Below are 21,209 nucleotides of genomic sequence, written 5' to 3'. Positions count from 1 at the left end.
GTGAATGTCAAGCATCTATTTCTTCAGCCTGATTTCATCCACGATCTGCCATATGAAGTCATCCCGGTCGAAGGTGTTCTGGTCCTTCTCCCCATACTTCCTGACGTTGACCTGGTTCTCTTCAATCTCCCTGTCGCCGATGACGACTTGATAAGGCACCTTCCTCATCTGCGCCTCCCTGATCTTGTAGCCCATCTTTTCGTTCCTGTCATCGATGTTGACACGGATGCCATGGCTCTTCATCTCATCTTTAAGGGCTCTTGCGTAATCATAATGCAGGTCTAGGTTGACCGGTATGATCTCCACCTGCTGTGGCGCAAGCCAGAGCGGGAAGGCTCCCTTGTACTCCTCTGTCAGGAATGCAACGAAACGTTCCATCGTGGAGACGACACCACGGTGGATGACGACAGGACGATGCAGTTCCCCGTCACTGCCCGTATATGTCAGATCGAACCTCTCAGGGAGCAGGAAGTCGAGCTGCACTGTGGACAGCGTCTCCTCCTTGCCGAGCGCCGTCTGTACCTGGACATCGAGTTTCGGACCATAGAACGCCGCTTCCCCGTCAGCCTCAGTATAGTCGAGCGCCATTTCATCGACCGCTTCCTTCAGCATGGACTCCGCCTTGTTCCACATTTCATCGTCATCGAAATATTTCTCCGTATCTTCAGGGTCGCGGTAGCTCAGACGGAATGAATAGTTCTCGAAGCCGAAATCTTCATACACATCGATGATCAGTTGGACCACACGCTTGAACTCTTCCTTAATCTGGTCCGGGCGCACGAACACATGGGCATCGTTGAGCGTCATCCCCCGTACACGCTGCAGGCCGCTGACCGCCCCACTCGCTTCATAGCGGTGCATCATGCCGAGTTCCGCAATGCGTATCGGCAGTTCCCTGTAGGAGTGCTTGCTTGATTTGTAGATCATCATGTGGTGCGGACAGTTCATCGGACGGAGCACCAGCTCCTCACCGTTCATGTCCATCGGCGGGAACATGTCATCCTGGTAGTGTTCCCAGTGGCCGCTCGTCTTGTAGAGGTCCACGTTGGCCATCACCGGTGTATAGACATGATCGTAGCCGAGCGCAATCTCCTTATCCACGATGTAGCGCTCGATCTCACGGCGGATCGTCGCACCATTCGGCAGCCACAGCGGCAGCCCTGCCCCGATCAGCTGATTGTTCTGAAAGAGCTCCATGTCCCGGCCGATCTTCCTGTGGTCGCGCTCCTTCCTCTCCTCTAGCAGGTTGAGGTATGCCTTCAGATCCTTCTTGTCGAAGAAGGCAGTGCCGTATATCCGCTGGAGCATCTTGTTGTCGCTGTCACCGCGCCAGTAGGCGCCGGCTGTAGACAGCAGCTTGAACGACTTGATCTTCGATGTCGACGGTACATGCACACCGCGGCACAGATCCGTGAATTCGCCCTGTGAATAGACGGTCACCGTCTCATCTTCCGGAATCGCATCGATGAGCTCGAGCTTGTAGGGATCATCCTTGAAAAGCTCCTTCGCCTCGTCCCTTGAGAGTTCACGGCGCTCGATTTCGACATTCTCGTCGACGATCTTCTTCATTTCCTTCTCGATCTTATCGAAGTCATCGGAGGAGATCTTCTCTTCCATATCAAAGTCGTAGTAGAAGCCCTCTTCGATGACGGGGCCGACACCGAATTTCACATCGCCGTAGAGGCGCTTGAGCGCCTGGGCCATGAGGTGCGCAGTGGAGTGGCGCAGTACCTCCAGACCCTCTTCATTCTTGTTCGTGATCAGTTCTATATCACTGTCCGATTCGATCGGACGCCTCAGATCGTACATCTCACCATCAATCTTCGCAGCAAGTGCCGCCTTCCTGAGGCCCGGGCTGATCGAGTGTGCTATCTCCTCAGCTGTTACACCTTCATCGAAACTTTTGGCATTCCCGTCCGGGAATTTGATTTCTATTCCGCTCATCTTCTCCACCCTTTCCAATTATTGGTTTATTTTAATAAAAAAGTCGCCCCTCTGATAGAGGGGCGACTTTCACCGCGGTACCACCCTGATTTGCAGGTCCGGGACCTGCCTTCAGCCGGAAATAACGGTCCGATCCGTCTGGGTATTAGCCAGCATATATCAAGGGAGTAACTCAGACGGTCTGTTATGCATGTCCCACCATTCATGCACTCTCTTTGAACAGACGAGAAAAAGTATTGTCCTTGGAATTTAATTAATGAAATTATACATAGATTATACTTTAGGGACATCCATTAATCAAGCATCAATTGTTCCTGTAGTTGCTGCCTTCAAGCTGCACTTCCTCACACAGCGCCCGGAGCCGCTCCGTCATACGGCGCGCCTTGGTCTCCTCGATGCCGTTCTCCCTCGTCCTGCTGTAGCGGTACTCCAGCTCCTCGATGGAATAGTTGGAGCTGACGAAGGTCGGCAGCCCTTCCACCATACGGTGATGCAGTATACCGGTAATGATTTCGTCCCGCACCCACGGGGTCACATCCTCCGCACCGAGGTCATCCAGCATGAGCACCTGCGCGTTCTTGATGGTGTTGAACTTCTTGTCCGTCGTTCCATCCTTGAACCCTGCCTTCAGGTCGCGGATGATTTCAGGCACATAGACGATGATCGAGGACACCGACTGGTCCTTCAGTTCATTGGCGATGCATCCGAGCAGGTAGGATTTGCCGATGCCGAAGCTGCCGTGTATATAGAGCCCCTTCGTATCGATGCCTTCGATGATCTTCTTGCTTGTGCCGATGGCGCGCTTGATGATCTCCTGCCTGTTCGAATCCGGATCGAGGAACACCGTCTCGAATGTCGCATCCTTGACATCCTTCGGCACATGGTAGGATTCGATCATCTTCTCCTTTTCGCGGAATGCATCATCTTTGATCTTTGTCGGACATGGGGAATAGATGATATGGATCCTTCCGCCTCTGACATCAATGGATGGGACATATCCCTGCGGGTGGTTGATGCATTCACCAAGTGAGCTGCACTTCTCGCATGCCAGCGACTGTTCGGTGTACCGCTTCAACTGAAGCAGGTCGTTCCGGATCATCGAACGGGTGATTTCGAAATCACTGTTCTCTATCAGCTCTATGATCCTCGGGTGCTGGATCAGGGAGTCATAGAGTTTGTCGTTATTATCTTTTATTTTTTTCGAGTTCTTCAAGAACTGGTTGATGGGTTCCATTCATATCACCTGGACTTTCTAAAGTCGTCTATCATTTTCTGGATCTCAGGATCGTCCTTGGCCGTCTTCTGGACAGCTTCCTTCCGGGGCGCAGGCTGCTCCGCTTCTTTCTTTTCAGCCCGCTTCCGGCCGCCGTCCATCCAGGATGGCTTGCGTTCACCCTGGCGGTCTTTCGGTCCTTTGCGCTTTGCATTCATTTGTTTCCTGTAGTCCATTATGGACTGGTAGGCCTCCTTGGCGGAACGGATTCCCTTGTCCTCCCAGTCCCTTGCGATCTTCATCGTATAATTGTACCCGAGGTCCCCGTTCTTCTGCTGATAGACATATTCAAGCAGGAGGTTGATCACCCCGTTCGGCAGGCTGGTCCTGGCGATGATATCGGTCACAAGTTTGAGGTCGTTGTCGCTTGGCTGATTGTTCCTGATGTCGTTCAGCCTATCAAGCGGACTGATCGACTCGAGCCGGTCGATATAGGAATCCTGCTCCGTCTCCCTCTCTGCCACCTGGGGTTTTGATATCGCCGGGAGTTTCCCCCGGCTCTCCTTCTGATAGTACCTTCTCGCCTCGTATTTCAGCTGCTCCATATCGATGCCGGCATATTGTGTCGTCGATGACAGCAGAATCTGCTTCACATCATATGCATTCAGGTTGAATAGCACACTCAATTTCACAATCAGCATCCTGACTTCCCTTGTGAAGAAGGACCTGTCGATCTTCGTGCCCTTCAAGTGTGTGAAGAGTACATCAAAGTCGAAGTCTTCGATATCAAGGTTCGGCCCGGCGGAGACATTCTCCCTCTTGAAGGAGGCATCGGGTACGGTGAATCCCTCGCCGCTCCCTGCCTGAAACACTTCAGTGAACTTCCGCGTCACCTCGGTGATGTTCTTCGGCTTCATCGGATATGTCAGCCGCTCCTTCTTCTTCTTGTATGCATTCGGACCGATATGGCTGTACAGGTACAGGCTCAGCATGGGATCCTTGAAGAAGTCCTCCGGGGTAAGCGGAAGGAGCAGTTCATAGATGAACAGGTCATCGTGCTCCTCGTTGGAGACGAAGGACCTTATGAGGCCGATGCCCTCCAATTTTTCCAGAAGCGCAGAAAATGTGGACAGGGGCATGTTCAGTTCATCCATGATCTCCTTATGGAACCTGATCTCGAGCGTCCCGTGATGCAGGGAGGATTCCTGCAGATAGATGTATGCCATCGCAGCATCCTGATGGATGAGGGGGAGGTAGAGTTCATTCAGCACATTCAGGTGGGACTTTTCAAAATCGGAGGGGTTATAGATCATGAACTCGGTATTCGGTTTCAGACGTTCATTGAAGTTCATCATCATCCCTGCCTTTGGCGAGGTGCTTCAGTGTATCCATCAACTGGTCGATATCCTTGAATTCCTTATAGACCGAAGCGAACCTGACATAGGCCACCTGGTCCAGTGTAATCAATTCCTTCATCACAAATTCACCAATTTCATTGCTTGATATCTCTGGCTTGTTCAGGTTTCTGAGCGCAGATTCTATGCGTGCAGTCGTTTTTTCCAATGCTTCGTATGGAATCGGACGCTTCTCACATGCTCTGAGCAGTCCGTCCATGAGCTTGTCCCGACTGAAGACTTCTCGATTGCCATCTTTTTTTACTACGACGAGCGGAGACAGTTCCATGCGTTCAAAAGTGGTGAACCTGAAACCGCACTCCTCACATTCCCTGCGTCTGCGGATGGCGGACAGCTCATCCGTATGCCTGGAATCGACCACTCTGGAACTCGTATGCTGGCAGTTTGGACATCTCATATGACCACCTCACTTCCCGGGATTAGTATACCATTATAATATATCAGGAATAAAAAAAGAAGAAACAGGAGTTTCTTCTTTTAAAAATCATTTATATTTCCGAAACAATCTTTTCAGCAAGTTCGACGACACGTGTGGAGTATCCCCACTCATTGTCGTACCACGCAAGCACCTTCACTTTCCTGTCATCCATGACCATGGTGAGGGAGGAATCGATGATGGAGCTTCTGCTGTCTGTATTGAAGTCGCTCGATACGAGCGGCTCGTCTGTAACACCGAGTATGCCTTTGAGCGGCCCCTCTGCATGCTTTTCAAACGTTGCATTCAGCTCCTCTTTGGTGACCGGCTTGTCCAGGTCGACGACCAGGTCCACAAGGGACACATTGGATACCGGAACGCGGAGGGCCAGACCATGGAGTTTGCCATTCAGCTGGGGCAGCACGACACCGAGGGCCTTTGCCGCTCCGGTCGAAGTCGGGATGATGTTGTCTCCGCAAGACCGCGCCCTTCTCAAGTCCTTGTGTGGGTTATCTATGTTCTTCTGATCATTTGTATAGGCATGGACCGTAGTCATAAGGCCGTTGTTGATGCCGTACTCATCATCGAGCACCTTTGCGACCGGTGCCAGACAGTTCGTAGTGCATGAAGCATTTGAGAATACATCATATGTATTGAGGTCGAGGGCCTCATCATTGACGCCAAGTACGACCGTCTGCACTTCTCCGCCTTTCGCCGGTGCAGTAAGCAGTACTTTCTTTGCGCCCGCCTTGACATGGGCTATGGCTTTGTCGCCATGGTTGAATGCGCCTGTCGCCTCTATGACAAGGTCCACACCCATGGATTCCCACGGCAGGTTTTCAGGGTTTCTTTCATTGGTGATCTGAACTTCGCTGCCATCTATGACGAGCTTGCCTTCCTTCGCCTCCACATGCTTTTCCCACTTGCCATGGGTAGTGTCATAATTGAGAAGATGCGCAAGCGTTTCTGCCGGATAGCTGGCATTGACTGCTACAAGTTCCAATTCATCGGAAGCGGCCGCAATGCGGAACACCATTCTTCCTATTCTTCCAAGACCGTTGATTGCTACTTTTTTCATGACATTAGCCCCTTTATGCTATACTTTTCAATAATTAGTATAACATATTGATTTTTGATTAAAAGGAGTATTTAGTATAAATTGTCTACTTTTCAATGTTCGCCAAAAAATCTTCAATCTGCGCATACAGCTCATTTTTTGAACCACTGTTGTCAAGTACTTCATCACTTCTGTCACGCTTCTCGGAAAGCGGCATCTGACTGTTTATCCTGGACAGGGCTTCGGAATGGGAGAACCCGTTCCTTTCCATCAGCCTTTCAATCTGTGTCTCCTGATCCACATATACCGTCAATGTGATGTCACATTGACGGTCCAGTCCATTTTCGAAAAGCAGCGGGATATCGAGGAATACATGGCCCGATTCGGCCAGCCGTTCCTTGTCCTCATCCATCATCCGCCGCACTTCCGGATGCACCAGCTGGTTCAGGACCTTCCTCTCTCCGTCATCATTGAAGACGATGGCCCCCAGTTTCCGCCGGTCGATCTCCCCGTCATCCTGCAGGAGTTCTGCGCCGAAATGATCGATGATCCCCTGATATGCGGGACCGCCTTTGGCGGTTGCCTTCTTCGCATAGGTATCCGCATCGAGGACCGGATACCCTTTTGATCTGATATAGTCCGAGGCAGTGGATTTGCCGCTGGCAATTCCGCCCGTCAGACCGATTATATAATTCATTATATCACCTCTGGCATTTGGTACAGTAGAATGTGTTCCGTGTTGCGATCGTTTTAGTCTTGACCGGTCCGCCACACGAGGAACAGGATTTCTTCTGATAGATATGGAAACGGTCCTGCATGCTCCCCTTCTCCCCCGACACACCCCGGTAGTCCGAGATGGTCGAGCCGCCGTTCTCTATGGAGAGGTCGAACACATCGGCAATTGCCTTATGAAGTGCCATCAGCCGCTTGACTGAGATGTTTCCGGCTTTTCTCGTCGGCAGTATCCCTGAAGTAAAAAGAGCCTCTGATGCATAGATATTTCCGACACCCGGAATGACCGCACTATCCATGATTACGGCTTTGATCGCCTTGTTCCTGTTGGCCGGGGCCCGCGCCCTGTCGATGAAATCGACCAGGCTGTCAGGGTGTGTGTATTCGACTGCCATGCGTTCGAATGGCGGGAAATCACCCATTCTGCCCACGGTCAACATCTCCCCGAATCTTCTGATGTCGCAATATGACAGAGTCCGCCCGTCCTCAAGCCTGAAGGCGACCTGCCAATGCTTCCTGTAATTCCTGTCCGCAATGGCTTCAATGGAGTCTGTGACAAAGAAGGCACCGGACATGCCCAGATGCGAGACCATGTGGAAAATTTCATCGGATTTCTCCATGATGAAGTATAGGTATTTTCCACGTCTGCCCACTTTCCTTATTGTCGCTCCACTGACATTGCTGTGGAATGTATCCAAATCCTGCTTTATGATCGTCTTTCGGCTGGTTGCGTGCCCCTTGTTCACGAAGTCGGAAAAGGCGACCGCTTCAATCGAGGCGCCCTCCACTTCCTTCTCAAGCGCCCGCCGGACCAGCTCAACTTCCGGTAATTCCGGCATTTCTCCACCTACTTTACTTCATACCAGTCATTGCCATAACCATAATCCACTTTAAGAGGAACACGAAGTTCCATCGCATTCTCCATGATTTCCTTGATGACCGGGATAAAATCTTCCACTTCATCTCTCGGAATGTCAAAAATCAGTTCATCGTGGATCTGGAGCAACAATTCGGCATTGAATTTCTGTGCTGCTTCCGATTGTTCGTACTTGACCATGGCGAGTTTGATGATATCTGCCGCACTCCCCTGTATCGGAGAGTTCATGGCCGTCCGTTCTGCAAAGCTTCTCGCATTGAAATTGCGGCTGTGTATGTCCGGGATGTACCTCCTTCTGTTGAGGAGCGTCTTCACATAGCCATCCCGTTTGGCATCCTGCACAATGGACTTCATGAAGTTCTTCACCTCAGGGAAGGAATCCAGATAATTGTCGATGAACGTCTTGGCCTCCTTGCGTGTGATGCCGAGGTTCTGACTGAGACCATAATCACTGATGCCGTACACGATGCCGAAGTTCACGGCCTTGGCGTTCCGCCGCATCTCGGATGTGACATCCTCACGCTCCACATTGAAGACTTCCATTGCTGTCTTTGTATGGATATCAGTATCACTCGTAAATGCGCTTGTCATCGTCTCGTCCCCTGTGATGTGTGCAAGCACCCGCAGTTCAATCTGCGAATAGTCGAGTGCCAGCAGTACGTGCGCATCATCCTTCGGGACGAATGCCTTCCTGATCCGCCTGCCCTCATCTATACGGATGGGTATGTTCTGGAGGTTCGGTTCCACGGATGACAGACGGCCTGTCTGTGCCAGCGTCTGGTTGAAGCGCGTGTGGATCTTCGAATCTTCCTTTATCTCCCCCTGGAGCCCGATGACGTAGGTGGACTGGAGTTTCGCGAGGGTCCGGTAATCCAGAAGGTATTTGATGATATCATGTTTATCCTGAAGCTCTTCCAGTACACCGACCGCTGTCGAATAGCCCGTCTTCGTCTTTTTGATGACCGGGAGCTCCAGCTTTTCAAAAAGGATGTGGCCGAGCTGCTTCGGCGAGTTGATGTTGAACGCTTCACCTGCAAGTGTATAAATCCGTTCTTCTATTTCCTCGAGCCGTTCCTTTATTCCCGACTCCATTTCCTTGAGGCGTGAAGCATCCACCCTGATGCCGCGGTATTCCATCTCGGAAAGGACTTTGGCCAGGGGAATTTCGAGATCTTTCCACAGATCGAGCATTTCATCCTCTGCCAATGAAGTATCCATTTTGTTCCTCACGTTATGCACAGCCATGACCTTGTCATTCAGGAACTTGAAATGCGCCTCCCCCGTCGGTTCCTTGGCATTGCGTCCCTTGCCGTAGTGATAGTCATCACTGTCTATATTGATGTTGAACTGGGCCGCCGTCTCTGCTACGTCGATGATCTTCTTGGACGGATCAAGCAGGAAGCTGCCCAGCATGATGTCATGATCGAAATCCTGAAAATGGATGTCCAGGTGCCTGAGAAGACCCATCTGGCGCTTGATGTCATACACATTGATCGTGCTTCTAGACTCAAGGAAACTTTCAAGCTGTCCTGGATCCACATCATCCATATGGCTGACGAAAGTGCGTTCACCATCGGTGGCCGCAACATATTCCGGCTTGTGGACCAGGTAGTTGTCCGCCCGCACTTCCAAATGGAAGGATATGTCCTCCCGAAGCGCCTCCATGTCCGTCACACGTTCGTCGGAAAACTCGACCTTGTCTTCCGTTTCACTGGCTTCCATGTTCTTGAGCAGGGAGTCGAACTCAAGCTCCTTGAAGAGTTCATACTTCTCCTGTTCATTGTCATCAGTGAATTTCAGGTCATCCATCCCGAAATCGACGGGCACGGCACGGTGGATGGTAGCGAGGGATTTGCTCATCAGTGCATCCTCTTTGTGTGCAGTGAGGTTCTCCTTGAGCTTCTTCCCTTTGACTTCATCCAGATGCTCCAGCACTTCTTCCACACTGCCATGATTCTTGAGCAGTTTAAGCGCCGTCTTTTCGCCTACGCCCGGCACGCCAGGTATATTATCGGACTTGTCCCCCATCAGGCCCTTCAGATCGACGATCTGTTCCGGATCAAGTCCATATATCTCCTCGATATATTCCGGGGTGTATTTATCGATATCCGATATGCCCTTCTTCGTATAATAGATGACCGTATTGGCACTGGCCAGCTGGGTGAGGTCCCTGTCTCCGGTGATGATGATCGTTTCGAAGCCTTCTTCATCCGCTTTCCTGCTCATGGTACCGATGATGTCGTCCGCTTCATATTCGTCCAGTTCATACCTTTTGATGCCATACGCATCGATCAGCCTGCGGATCGGGGCGAGCTGTTCACCCAGTTCAGGCGGCATCTTCTGCCTGCCCCCCTTGTACTCTTCGTACTGCTTATGCCGGAAAGTTGATTTTCCTGCATCGAAGGCAACGAGGAAATGGGTGGGTGCCTCATCTGCAATCAATTTCTCCAAAAGCCTTGCGTAACCGAAAATGGCATTCGTATGCAGGCCGCTCTGGTTGCTCAACAGCGGCAGTCCATAGAATGCACGGAAAGCGACGCTGTTTCCATCTATCAGAATCAGTTTCTTCATTATAATATCTCCTCTCTGCTGAATCGTCCCGGCCGCTCCAACTCAGCCTCTTCATATCAGATTATACATTTCCAGGGCGGTTTAATCCATAGAAAAAGGCGCAGCCTGGGCTGCGCCTTGTTGTTATCCGGTATATTCGATTGGTGCATTCGGTCCGAGCGGAATTCCGAAAAGCATCCATACGATGAGCATGAGTGCCCATGTAACGAAGAAGAAGATGGAATATGGCAGCATGACGGAAATCAATGTACCAATGCCGATGTTCTTATCGTACTGCTGGGCAAAGGCGATGATGATCGCAAAGTATGTCAACAGTGGTGTGATGATGTTCGTGGATGAATCCGCAACACGGTATGCCATAGTCGTCAGTTCCGGAGAATATCCGAGCTGCATCATGATCGGCACGAATATCGGTGCCATCATCGCCCATTTGGCGCTGGCACTTCCGATGAAGAGGTTGACCACGGCCGTTACTAACATGAAGCCGATGATCAATGGAATGCCGGTAAGGTTGAGTGCTTCAAGCAGCTCTGCACCATACACGCCGATGACAAGACCGATGTTGGATTCTGCGAAGTATGCAACGAACTGTCCGGCAGTGAATGCCAGGACGATGAACATACCCATGGCAGCCATCGTTTCGGTCATCTGGTTGGCGACATCCTTGTCGTTCTTGATGCTGCGCGTGATCAGTCCATATACGAGCCCTGGTATGAAGAAGAGGATTGCGATGATTGGCACCAGCCCATCACTCATGAACGGAGATTGGACGATCGTGTCCATATAATTGCCTATGGAATCGTCACCACGCATCGGAGAATTCGGCAGTACGACGAGCAGTGATGCAAGCGCGATGCCCACAACAGCAGAAATGATTGCCCAGATCAGCCCTTTCTTTTCGACAGGCTTCAGAGGATTCATTTCATCAGTGTTCTCCACTGCAGTGGAATCACCATTCTGCGGATCAAAGCTTCCAAGCCTCGGTTCGACGATCTTATCTGAGACGAACCACCCTACAAGTGTGAGCAGGAATACACTCGCTGCAATGAAGAAGTAGTTCATCGCCACGTTCATACCCTCTGCATATTGGGGGTCTATGACTGATGCAGCTGCGATCGAAAGTTCTGCAAGCATCGCGTCCGTTCCACTGAGGAGCAGGTTAGCAGAGAAGCCGGCAGAAACACCGGCAAATGCTGCTGCAAGCCCTGCGAGCGGATGTCTTCCCAGCGCGAGGAACAGCACCGCTCCAAGTGGCGGCAGCACGACATATCCTGCGTCGGAAGCGAGCGATGACATGATACCGGCAAATACCAGTCCGGCAGTAATCAGCTGCTTCGGTATTGACAGCACAAAGCCTCGCAATGCAGCACTGATCAGTCCGGATCTTTCAGCGACACCTATCCCAAGCATCGTGACAAGCACTACGCCAAGCGGCGCAAAGTTGATGAAGTTGTCGGTCATGCTTGAGAATATGTAGCTTATTCCTTCACTGTCCAGTAGATTATTGATTGAAACAGTTTCCTGATCTTCTCCCGGATGTTCCACCGTAATTTCGAACATTGCCAAAATGGCGGATGCCACCAGAGTCAGCGCTGCAAGAAGCGCAAACAAGGTCACCGGGTGAGGCAGCTTATTGCCCAGCCACTCTACAAAATCAAGAAATTTCTGAAAAATACCATCCTTCTTCCTACTATCTTCCATTTCAAAAATTTCCTCCCATTTTAAACTATAAACCGAAAAGGCCGCCAGTTGGCAGCCTTTCCAGTATAATACCCATACTTGAATTTTACAAATATTATTTCAACATGTTCATGACATTCGTCACAGAGTCCTTGGATTTATCCAGCCCGCTCTTTTCTTCGTCGGTGAGCTCCAGTTCAATGATGCGCTCAATACCTTCTGCGCCAAGCACTGTAGGCACCCCAAGATAGATGTCCTCATAGCCGTACTCGCCTTCAAGGTATGCGATTGCCGGAAGTACGCGTTTCTGATCCGAAAGGATGGCTTCGGCCATTTCTACAAGAGCTGCAGCAGGTGCATAATATGCGGAACCACTGCCAAGCAGGTTGACGATTTCCGCCCCACCCTTCCGTGTGCGTTCGATGATGGCATCAATCTTATCCTGGTCCAGCAGGCTTGTAAGAGGGACGCCCCCTACGTTCGAATAGCGTATCAATGGCACCATATCATCACCATGACCGCCGAGTACGAAGCCTTGGACATCCTGGACGGAAAGCTTCAGCTCTTCGGCTATGAATGTTCTGAACCGCGCTGTGTCAAGGACGCCGGATTGGCCGATCACCCTGTTCTTCGGGAAGCCCGACTCCTTGTACACAGTGTAGGTCATGGCATCCACCGGGTTGGTGAGGACGAGGATTGAGCAGTCCGGTGAATATTTGACGATTTCACGTGTAACGGCGGACATCACCTTCTGGTTGGTCTTCACAAGGTCATCCCTGCTCATACCCGGCTTTCTGGCTATGCCTGCTGTGATGATGACGATATCGGAGTCTTTTGTGTCTTCATAGCTGCTTGTGCCTGTAATGTCCACATCAACACCCAGCACAGGCGTCGCTTCCGACATGTCCAGGGCTTTGCCCCGGGTCGGATCTTCAGCTTGTGGTATATCAACCAATACAACGTCACCCAATGCTTTTGATGCAGCGATGAAAGCTGTCGTGGCACCGGTAAATCCGGCACCAATGACTGAAATCTTCTTCCTGTTCATGCTGTCCACGCTCCTTGTCATCAAACATGATTACATGTTTTTGATCAGTTCATCTCCGAATTCGGAACATTTCACTTCTGTTGCGCCATCCATGAGACGGGCAAAGTCATAAGTGACCACTTTGGAGGCGATTGTCTTCTCCATTGATTTCGTGATGAGGTCGGCCGCTTCCTGCCATCCGATGTGCTCAAGCATCAATACGCCGGAGAGGATGACTGAAGATGGATTCACCTTATCGAGTCCTGCGTACTTCGGTGCCGTACCATGAGTCGCTTCGAAGATGGCGTGTCCAGTCTCATAGTTGATGTTTGCACCTGGTGCAATGCCGATTCCGCCGACTTGCGCTGCAAGTGCATCGGAAACATAGTCGCCGTTCAGGTTCATCGTCGCTACGACACCGAAGTCTTTTGGACGTGTGAGGATCTGCTGCAGGAAGATGTCTGCAATTGCGTCCTTGATGACGATTTTGCCTGCTGCTTCAGCTTCGGACTGCGCTTTGTCTGCCGCTTCCCTGCCTTCATCCTCGACGATCTTGTCATATTCTTTCCACGTGAAGACCTTATCTCCGAATTCGCGCTCAGCAAGGTCATAACCCCATGCTTTGAATGCACCTTCAGTGAACTTCATGATGTTCCCTTTGTGGACAAGCGTTACAGACGGGCGGTTGTTGTCGATCGCATAGTTGATTGCAGAGCGGACGAGCCTTTCCGTTCCTTCTTTGGATACTGGTTTGATGCCGATTCCGGAAGTTTCAGGGAAACGGATATTTTTTGCACCCATTTCATTCTGCAGGAAATCGATGACTTTCTTGACATCATCAGTACCTTCCTGGAATTCAATGCCCGCATAGATATCTTCAGTGTTCTCACGGAAAATGACCATGTCAGTCTCTTCCGGACGCTTCAGCGGGGAAGGTACGCCTTCGAAATACCTTACCGGACGAAGGCATGTGAAGAGATCCAATTCCTGCCTCAACGCAACGTTGAGGGAACGGATGCCGCCGCCGATTGGCGTTGTGAGAGGCCCTTTGATGGCCAGCAGGTATTCATCGATCGTATCGAGCGTTTCCTGCGGCAGCCATTCGCCAGTCTTGTCGTAGGCTTTCTGTCCCGCAAGGACTTCCTTCCATTCGATGCCTTTTTTGCCGTCGTATGCTTTCTCAACTGCTGCATCAAGCACTTTACTTGCTGCGCTCCAGATGTCAGGGCCGATGCCGTCTCCTTCGATGAATGGAATGACAGGTTGATCCGGTACGTTGAGTACCCCGTTGTCTGTAGTGATTTTTTGACTAGCCATAGAATTTATTCCTCCAATTATTTATCTTGATCGCTTATCTTTCTTCAATAGGTTCGTATTTTCTGTCAATCTGGCCTACATATTCGGCTCGTGGTCTGATCAGACGGTTGTCCTGATACTGCTCAAGGATATGTGCAAGCCATCCAGAAACACGGCTCATCGCAAAGATTGGTGTAAACAGGTCGTGGTCGATGCCGAGCGAGTGGTACACGGACGCACTGAAGAAGTCGACGTTTGGAAGAAGGCCCTTCTCCCTCTCAACGATTTCAGCAATCTTTACTGATTTCTCATAAAGATCCGGTTCGCCGATCTGTTCGGTCAGCTTCTTGGACATATCCTTCAAGTATTTGGCGCGTGGGTCCCCTTCTTTATATACACGGTGGCCCATGCCCATGATTTTTTCCTTGTTCTCAAATTTCTCTTTGAGATAGCTTTCCACATCATCAGATGAGTCGATTTCAGAAAGCATCTGCATCACGCGTTCGTTGGCCCCGCCATGGAGTGGTCCTTTAAGGGCGCCTGCTGCTGCAGTGACACCGGAATATACATCCGACAGCGTTGCTACACATACACGTGCAGTGAATGTGGAGGCATTGAGTTCGTGGTCCGCATGAAGTACAAGCGCCTTGTTCATCGCTTCAACTTCAGTGTCATTCGGCTCTTCTCCGTTCAGCATGTACAGGAAGTTGGCTGCGTAGCTCAGGCCTTCCTTCGGCTTCACGACTTCCTGACCGTTGCGGATCCTTGAGAATGCAGAAACGAGGGATGCAACCTTCGCCTGGATGCGGATCGCCTTTTCCTGGTTCGCCTCTTCGCTCATATCTTCTGCATTCGGATCGAAATGCGCAAGGTATGACAGTGCAGTACGGATGCCCGTCATCGGGTGGACCTTATCTGCAGCATATTCTTCGAAATGGTTGTAGACTCTCGGGTTGAGTGTCATATGCTCGAATAGTTTCGCCTGGAAATCATCCAGTTCTGATTGGTTCGGGAGCCTATCGTTCCAAAGCAGGAAGACGACTTCCTCGAACGATGCATTTTCAGCAAGGTCATCGATTTCATAGCCACAATAAGTCAGCTGTGAACCAATGATGGAGCTGATGCGGGACTCGGCCGCTACAATACCTTCTAAACCTTTTTTGTCAGACATATTGACTCTCCTTCTTATTAATTCATAGAATAGCCACTTCGGCTTCTACCCCATTATATCAAATTCAAGAACTTTGTGAATAAATCAAGAAAATATATTATATTGTGAAAAAATTACCGTTATCATGCTCGAAAGCCCTTACATAAAGGAAAAAGCGGTAATCTAAAGAAATTACCGCTTTCATAAGAAACAATTAATTAACTTATTGATTCATATAAGATAAACTTATACCTAATGGGAAACATCCGAAGTGGATATGCCTGTGACCGATTTGACCTTGACCTCCCGATACTTTTCGTGGGATTCCGCCTTGCCGAGGAATGTCCCGAGGAAGGCACCGATAAAGCCTGCAGGTACAGAAATCAGTGCAGGGTTATCCAATGGGAATATCGGTTCCATGGCAATGAATGCATTTCCGGATGGGTCCATTACGTTCGGACTCAGGATGACAAGTACCAGTGATACGACCAAGCCTGTGATGATGCCGGCAATCGCCCCCTGTGTGTTGAAGCGCTTCCAGAAGATCGTATAGACGATGACCGGAAGGTTTGCACTGGCGGCTACACAAAATGCCAGGGAGACCAGGAACGCCACGTTCTGGTTCTGGGCGAAAAGTGCAAGGATTATGGACAGCACACTGACGCTCAAAGCTGCAGTCCTTGCCGCCAGCATCTGTTCCCTGTCCGTCATCTTGCCCTTCTTTATCACCTGACCGTATATATCATGTGCAAATGCACTTGCGCCGGAGAGTACCAGCCCGGCTACTACAGCGAGGATCGTTGCGAATGCGACCGCGGCGACGAAGGACATGAGGAAGTCTCCCCCAAGCCTTTCAGCAAGGAGTGGTGCAGCCATGTTGCCTGCAGGGTTCGCAGCGATGATCTCTTCACGCGTCAGCAGTGCAGCAGCGCCGAAACCGAGGAAGATCGTCAGGATATAGAAGATGCCTATGATCCATGTTGCCCACATGACGGAGCTTCTCGCCGTCTTCGCATCCTTGACGGTAAAGAACCTCATGAGGATGTGCGGCAGCCCTGCAGTACCGAACAGCAGCGCGACGATGAGTGAAATGTTATTGAGGGGCGAAGAACCCTGGGATCCCGGATTGAGGAATGGACCCTCCAGCTCGGGTGCCGTGATGTTCTTCATCTCCCCGAACATCGCGAATATATTGAAGTTGAAGTTGAGCAGTACAAGAAAAGAGATGATGAGCGTACCGATCATGAGCAGTACCGCTTTGACCATCTGCACCCAGCTCGTCGCCGTCATCCCACCGAACAGGACATAGATCGTCATCATGATGCCTACCAGGATGACTGAGACACTGTACGGTATATCAAATAGAAGCTGTATCAGTGCGCCTGCGCCAACAAGCTGGGCAAGCATATAGAAGATGACGATCGTGATGGAAGAGAGGGCTGCAAATGCCCGCACTTTCTTCAATTCAAACCTTGCGGCTATCATATCCGCAACTGTGTATTTACCCAAATTCCTGAGTGGCTCTGCGACGATATACAGAACGACCAGATAAGCGGTCAAATAGCCGACACTATAGAAGAACCCATCGAATCCCCACAGGGCGATTGCACCAGCGATACCCAGAAATGAAGCCGCCGACAGATAGTCACCTGAAATTGCCAGGCCGTTCTGCCAGCCTGTCAGGCCTCCGCCTGCTGTATAGAAGTCATTCGTGGACTGTGTGCGCTTGGAAGCAAAATATGTAATTACCAATGTTGCCCCAACAAACACCAGGAACATGATGATGACTGTTAAATTCATTTGTATTCCCCTTCCCTGTACTTTCTGATGATTTCATCGGCTTCCTTGTCGAACTCCTTCGCCCTTTTCATGTAGATTGTGACAAGTGTCCAGACCATGATGAAAAGCATAATTGCGTAGATCCACGCCCATGAAATGTTACCGAACGCCTCATAATTGAGCAGGTCGGTGTATCCCGTCAGTACCGGAAAAATAAGCGTAGCGATGATGAAGAAGATGCTGATCGGCAGGATGAACTTATTCCGCTTTCTGAGAAGCGCCTCGAATTCAGGCTGATCAGAAATCTTCTTATAATCAATATTTGACATTTCAATTCCCCCTTGTAACTAACATTCTATGGGTGGTGTATAATAATGTCAATTTTTCGAATAGTAAAAATCGTATAAAATTACACATTATGTAAGCGCTTACTATAAATTATGAAAAAAAGCCGTCCATTCCTGAACGGCCGCTTCTGCTACATATTTTTCGGTTTTTCAATCCTGTCGACTTCCCCGATCCTGTCCATGGTGATATTCGAGATGATGTTCACCTCTTCCTCATCTGAACCGACCGTCAGAGTGAACTTGGCTTCGGTGTACTGAAATTCATCATTGAACTGTAGCGTCACCTGGCCGCTGAATGTATCGACATCGTCGAGCAGCTCTGCCATCCCATCATCGAGGAATGGCTCGGCACCCTCTTTACCATCCATGGTATAGCGAAGCTCATAGCCGGATTCGACCTCCGTTACCGTCCCTTCCCTATAGGGTTCAAGACCGGAGATGAGCGCACCATATTCGCTGCCGTCGATTTCCCGCGGCGCATCCTGCGCTTCGGTGTTGTTACCCTGATAGATGAAATGCTCACCTTCAACGATATAGTGTGTCTTGATTTCTTCCCCATCATCAACTTCCACTTTGATTTCATCCGCTTCGCTTCTTGTCGTGATGGTCCTGAACACATACTGGCTTTCACCAGAAGAAATAGTGGACGTCTGTCTCGCTTCATAGCTTACAGTGTCCCCCCATGCCGATGATGATTCATCCAGCAGTTCGGAAGCAGTCATCGAACTTTCCTCTTCTTCAGATTGCGTCTCCCCTTCATGGGATTCCGTCGTTTCCTCATTCTGTTCTTCCGGATTCTCGGCTCCGGACTCATCGGCCCCATTGCCGCATGCAGCCAGCCACAGCATGACTGCCAATAATAGTAATTTTTTCATCTCCGCCACCTCATCTACATTATACCGGCCGTCCCTTTGCTCTACAACAACAAAAAGGGCACTTTTACAGTACCCTTTCCTGAATAGTGCCTATAGTACATTGGCATGACCGCTGAAGATGCAGTTCTGTTCCGAATCTACAGTGATTGTCATACCTTCTTCAAGAACTTCAAGCGCTTCCTTGGCACCAACGATCGTCGGCAGATTCAAGTTCAGCCCCACAATGGCACCATGGGAGGTCAGCCCACCTTCTACGGTGACGAGACCCGCAGCCTTTTCGAGATAAGGGGTCATATCGGCGTCCACAGACTGGACAACGATGATTTTTCCTTCGACGTCCTTTTTAGAGATGTCGTCTGATGAATTAATGATGACAACTTCGCCGACAGTACTTCTTCTGCCGATCCCTTGGGCCCGTACGAGGACGTCCCCGACGATGTGCAGTTTCATCAGGTTGGTCGTTCCGGCTTCACCAGCCGGCACCCCTGCAGTGATGATCAGCAGATCACCGTGTGTGGCAAAACCTTTTTCCATTGCCGCAGATACGGATACATTCAGCAACTCATCAGTGTCCCGCTCTCCTTCCTTAACGACGGGATGCACACCCCAGACAAGCTGGAGTTGGCGGGCCACATATTCATGCGGCGTCACGGCAACGATGTCAGCATGCGGGCGATACTTCGAAATCATCCGCGCTGTATGACCTGATTCAGTGGCTGCCACTATTGCACGACACTGAAGGTTGAGGGCCGTATGGGCAACGGAGACACCGATGGCCGTGACGAGGTTCGTCTGTAGCGACTTGGTCCGTGCAGAGAGGAGCTTCTTATAGTCTTGTGCCTCTTCAGCAGAAACGGCGATGCTGGCCATCGTCTGTACGGATTCCAATGGATAGTCCCCGGCAGCCGTCTCACCGCTCAGCATCACCGCATCCGTGCCATCATAGATGGCATTGGCCACGTCACTGGCTTCAGCACGTGTACAACGCGGGTTATACTGCATGGAATCCAGCATCTGGGTGGCAGTAATCACTGGCTTTCCGAGCATATTGCATTTTTTGATGAGGTCCTTCTGGACCATCGGTACGGACTCTGGTGGAATCTCGACACCCATGTCGCCGCGCGCCACCATCAGGCCGTCCGATACTTCCAGGATCTCGTCAATGTTGTCGATGCCTTCCTGGTTCTCGATCTTCGGAATGACCTTGATGTATTCGGCAGACTGCTCTTCGAGCAGCTCACGTATCTCCAGCACATCGCTGTTCGTACGGATGAAGCTCGCTGCAATGAAGTCGACACCTTCCCCGATGCCAAAAATGATGTCTTCACGGTCCTTTTCGGTGATGCCTGGAAGTTTCACGGATACACCGGGTACATTGACGCCCTTCTTGTTCTTCAACACGCCATCGTTCAGGACATGGCAGTGTATTTCTTTCGCATCATGGTCAATGTCGTCGATTTTCAGCTCGATCAGCCCGTCATCCAGCAGGATGCGGTCTTCGGTATCGACATCATCGATCAGCCCTGCGTAAGTTACGGAAAACTTCTCAGGCGTCCCGAGGACCTCTTCCATGGATACGGTGATCTTCTGTCCCTTGGAAAGTTCGATTTCCCCATTCTCCATCGTATGTGTACGGATTTCAGGTCCTTTTGTATCGAGCAGGATAGCTACTGTATGGCCAAGCTTGTCCGCTGCTTTTCTTATGTTCGCGATCCTTGCCCGATGCTCTTCATGGTCACCATGGGAAAAGTTCAGGCGGGCGATGTTCATGCCTGCATCCATCAGCTTTTCCAGCATTTCAGGTGACTCGGAAGCGGGTCCTATCGTACATACTATCTTAGTGTTGCGCATGTCAATTCCTCCTATATGGATAGCTCTCTCGAGAGTCTGTATAGACCTTCATCTATCTTGTGGCTTTCTTCGAAGACCTTGTCGAAGCTCGTCTTCGTCATACGGTTGTTTTCAATGCCGACTGCGTGTCCGTGGATATCATTCAGGAGCAGTTCCACTGCATATGCCCCCAGACGGGAGGCCAGCACACGGTCGCTGCCCGTCGGTTTTCCTCCACGCTGCATGTGGCCGAGGACGCTCTCGCGTGTATCCACATTGATGTATTTGCGGAGCTCATCTGCACATTCCCCTGCACTCATCACACCTTCTGCAACGATGATGATGGAGTGCTTCTTGCCACGCTTCATGCCGGTTTCGATCCTTTCGGCAACCTCTTTGATATCGGATGGGGCTTCCGGGATGAGGATCGTCTCAGCCCCGCCTGCCACACCGGCCCAAAGTGCCAGGTCACCGGCGTCCCTTCCCATGACCTCGATGATGAAGGTCCGTTCGTGGCTCGTCGCCGTATCCCTGATCCTGTCGACCGCGTCAATGATCGTATTGAGGGCCGTATCGAATCCGATGGTATAGTCCGTGCCGTTGATGTCATTATCTATCGTGCCCGGTACGCCGACTGTATGGATGCCCTCTTCATTCAGACGCTGGGCGCCTCTGTAGGAGCCGTCCCCACCGATGACTACAAGGGAGTCGATGCCGCGCTTCTGGAGATTTTCGATGGCCTTTTTCCTGACGTCGGGCTCTATGAATTCCGGGCACCTTGCAGAATAGAGCTTTGTGCCCCCTCTCTGGATGATGTCTCCGACATCCCCCAGTTCGAGTTTCTTTATATTGTCGGTGACGAGGCCCTGATAGCCTTGGTATACACCGTAGACTTCTATGCCTTCATATATGCTTTTCCTTACGACGGCTCTTACTGCGGCATTCATGCCGGGAGAATCTCCTCCGCTTGTCAGTACTGCAATTTTCTTCATAGTTCCCTC

At 50.7% G+C, this 21,209-nt stretch carries 17 protein-coding genes; all 17 read right to left on the bottom strand.

What is annotated here, in order from left to right; all coding sequences use genetic code 11:
• Positions 1-15 precede the first annotated feature (15 nt).
• Positions 16-1,944 carry a threonine--tRNA ligase gene (gene thrS, locus LLU09_RS01025; RefSeq protein ID WP_228310104.1) on the bottom strand — a complete coding sequence of 643 codons (1,929 nt, stop codon included), beginning with the start codon at positions 1,942-1,944 and terminating at the stop codon, positions 16-18.
• Positions 1,945-2,248: 304 nt separating this feature from the next.
• The gene (gene dnaI, locus LLU09_RS01020) at positions 2,249-3,178 is read right to left on the bottom strand and encodes a primosomal protein DnaI (protein ID WP_228310103.1); all 930 of its coding nucleotides are present in this window, start codon (positions 3,176-3,178) and stop codon (positions 2,249-2,251) included.
• A gap of 5 nt (positions 3,179-3,183) precedes the next feature.
• On the bottom strand, positions 3,184-4,512 hold the full coding sequence (locus LLU09_RS01015; RefSeq protein WP_228310102.1) for a replication initiation and membrane attachment family protein: 1,329 nt from the start codon (positions 4,510-4,512) through the stop codon (positions 3,184-3,186).
• Positions 4,496-4,969, bottom strand: a complete 474-nt coding sequence (nrdR, locus tag LLU09_RS01010; RefSeq protein WP_040106756.1) for a transcriptional regulator NrdR — start codon at positions 4,967-4,969, stop codon at positions 4,496-4,498. Before nrdR ends, LLU09_RS01015 begins: the two co-directional genes overlap by 17 nt.
• Before the next feature lie 91 nt (positions 4,970-5,060).
• Positions 5,061-6,065, bottom strand: a complete 1,005-nt coding sequence (locus LLU09_RS01005; RefSeq protein WP_228310101.1) for a glyceraldehyde-3-phosphate dehydrogenase — start codon at positions 6,063-6,065, stop codon at positions 5,061-5,063.
• Positions 6,066-6,150: 85 nt separating this feature from the next.
• Positions 6,151-6,741 (bottom strand): dephospho-CoA kinase, encoded by a 591-nt coding sequence (gene coaE / locus LLU09_RS01000; protein WP_228310100.1) that lies wholly within the window; start codon positions 6,739-6,741, stop codon positions 6,151-6,153.
• A 4-nt stretch (positions 6,742-6,745) separates the two neighbouring features.
• Entirely contained in the window at positions 6,746-7,615 is an 870-nt protein-coding gene (mutM, locus tag LLU09_RS00995; RefSeq protein WP_228310099.1) for a bifunctional DNA-formamidopyrimidine glycosylase/DNA-(apurinic or apyrimidinic site) lyase, read from the bottom strand.
• A gap of 8 nt (positions 7,616-7,623) precedes the next feature.
• Positions 7,624-10,224: a DNA polymerase I gene (polA, locus tag LLU09_RS00990; protein WP_228310098.1), complete on the bottom strand. Its 2,601-nt coding sequence runs from the start codon at positions 10,222-10,224 to the stop codon at positions 7,624-7,626.
• 123 nt (positions 10,225-10,347) lie between these two features.
• A complete protein-coding gene (locus tag LLU09_RS00985) occupies positions 10,348-11,925 on the bottom strand; it encodes an AbgT family transporter (protein WP_228310097.1) in 1,578 nt (525 codons plus the stop codon).
• Positions 11,926-12,019: 94 nt separating this feature from the next.
• Entirely contained in the window at positions 12,020-12,973 is a 954-nt protein-coding gene (mdh, locus tag LLU09_RS00980) for a malate dehydrogenase (RefSeq protein WP_228310096.1), read from the bottom strand.
• A gap of 9 nt (positions 12,974-12,982) precedes the next feature.
• Complete coding sequence (gene icd, locus LLU09_RS00975) at positions 12,983-14,248, bottom strand: NADP-dependent isocitrate dehydrogenase (protein WP_228310095.1); 1,266 nt, start codon at positions 14,246-14,248, stop codon at positions 12,983-12,985.
• A gap of 34 nt (positions 14,249-14,282) precedes the next feature.
• Positions 14,283-15,398 (bottom strand): citrate synthase, encoded by a 1,116-nt coding sequence (locus LLU09_RS00970; protein WP_228310094.1) that lies wholly within the window; start codon positions 15,396-15,398, stop codon positions 14,283-14,285.
• 231 nt (positions 15,399-15,629) lie between these two features.
• A complete protein-coding gene (locus tag LLU09_RS00965; protein WP_228310093.1) occupies positions 15,630-17,177 on the bottom strand; it encodes a solute symporter family protein in 1,548 nt (515 codons plus the stop codon).
• Positions 17,174-17,485 carry a DUF485 domain-containing protein gene (locus LLU09_RS00960; RefSeq protein WP_040106746.1) on the bottom strand — a complete coding sequence of 104 codons (312 nt, stop codon included), beginning with the start codon at positions 17,483-17,485 and terminating at the stop codon, positions 17,174-17,176. Before LLU09_RS00960 ends, LLU09_RS00965 begins: the two co-directional genes overlap by 4 nt.
• 149 nt (positions 17,486-17,634) lie before the next feature.
• Entirely contained in the window at positions 17,635-18,378 is a 744-nt protein-coding gene (locus LLU09_RS00955) for a hypothetical protein (RefSeq protein WP_228310092.1), read from the bottom strand.
• A gap of 90 nt (positions 18,379-18,468) precedes the next feature.
• Positions 18,469-20,229, bottom strand: coding sequence for a pyruvate kinase (pyk, locus tag LLU09_RS00950; RefSeq protein ID WP_228310091.1), 1,761 nt, complete (start codon positions 20,227-20,229; stop codon positions 18,469-18,471).
• A gap of 11 nt (positions 20,230-20,240) precedes the next feature.
• Complete coding sequence (gene pfkA / locus LLU09_RS00945) at positions 20,241-21,200, bottom strand: 6-phosphofructokinase (protein ID WP_228310090.1); 960 nt, start codon at positions 21,198-21,200, stop codon at positions 20,241-20,243.
• Positions 21,201-21,209 lie beyond the last annotated feature (9 nt).

Origin of the sequence: Salinicoccus sp. RF5 (assembly GCF_020786625.1) — a bacterium.
Taxonomy (GTDB): Bacteria; Bacillota; Bacilli; order Staphylococcales; family Salinicoccaceae; genus Salinicoccus.
This window is presented reverse-complemented; position numbering and strand designations above follow the sequence as displayed.

What these genes read in the sequence shown, in the direction of transcription:
- thrS (WP_228310104.1), bottom strand. Translation starts at nt 1,944, where the DNA reads ATGAGCGGAATAGAAATCAAATTCCCGGACGGGAATGCCAAAAGTTTC.
- dnaI (WP_228310103.1), bottom strand. Translation starts at nt 3,178, where the DNA reads ATGGAACCCATCAACCAGTTCTTGAAGAACTCGAAAAAAATAAAAGAT.
- LLU09_RS01015 (WP_228310102.1), bottom strand. Translation starts at nt 4,512, where the DNA reads ATGATGAACTTCAATGAACGTCTGAAACCGAATACCGAGTTCATGATC.
- nrdR (WP_040106756.1), bottom strand. Translation starts at nt 4,969, where the DNA reads ATGAGATGTCCAAACTGCCAGCATACGAGTTCCAGAGTGGTCGATTCC.
- LLU09_RS01005 (WP_228310101.1), bottom strand. Translation starts at nt 6,065, where the DNA reads ATGAAAAAAGTAGCAATCAACGGTCTTGGAAGAATAGGAAGAATGGTG.
- coaE (WP_228310100.1), bottom strand. Translation starts at nt 6,741, where the DNA reads ATGAATTATATAATCGGTCTGACGGGCGGAATTGCCAGCGGCAAATCC.
- mutM (WP_228310099.1), bottom strand. Translation starts at nt 7,615, where the DNA reads ATGCCGGAATTACCGGAAGTTGAGCTGGTCCGGCGGGCGCTTGAGAAG.
- polA (WP_228310098.1), bottom strand. Translation starts at nt 10,224, where the DNA reads ATGAAGAAACTGATTCTGATAGATGGAAACAGCGTCGCTTTCCGTGCA.
- LLU09_RS00985 (WP_228310097.1), bottom strand. Translation starts at nt 11,925, where the DNA reads ATGGAAGATAGTAGGAAGAAGGATGGTATTTTTCAGAAATTTCTTGAT.
- mdh (WP_228310096.1), bottom strand. Translation starts at nt 12,973, where the DNA reads ATGACAAGGAGCGTGGACAGCATGAACAGGAAGAAGATTTCAGTCATT.
- icd (WP_228310095.1), bottom strand. Translation starts at nt 14,248, where the DNA reads ATGGCTAGTCAAAAAATCACTACAGACAACGGGGTACTCAACGTACCG.
- LLU09_RS00970 (WP_228310094.1), bottom strand. Translation starts at nt 15,398, where the DNA reads ATGTCTGACAAAAAAGGTTTAGAAGGTATTGTAGCGGCCGAGTCCCGC.
- LLU09_RS00965 (WP_228310093.1), bottom strand. Translation starts at nt 17,177, where the DNA reads ATGAATTTAACAGTCATCATCATGTTCCTGGTGTTTGTTGGGGCAACA.
- LLU09_RS00960 (WP_040106746.1), bottom strand. Translation starts at nt 17,485, where the DNA reads ATGTCAAATATTGATTATAAGAAGATTTCTGATCAGCCTGAATTCGAG.
- LLU09_RS00955 (WP_228310092.1), bottom strand. Translation starts at nt 18,378, where the DNA reads ATGAAAAAATTACTATTATTGGCAGTCATGCTGTGGCTGGCTGCATGC.
- pyk (WP_228310091.1), bottom strand. Translation starts at nt 20,229, where the DNA reads ATGCGCAACACTAAGATAGTATGTACGATAGGACCCGCTTCCGAGTCA.
- pfkA (WP_228310090.1), bottom strand. Translation starts at nt 21,200, where the DNA reads ATGAAGAAAATTGCAGTACTGACAAGCGGAGGAGATTCTCCCGGCATG.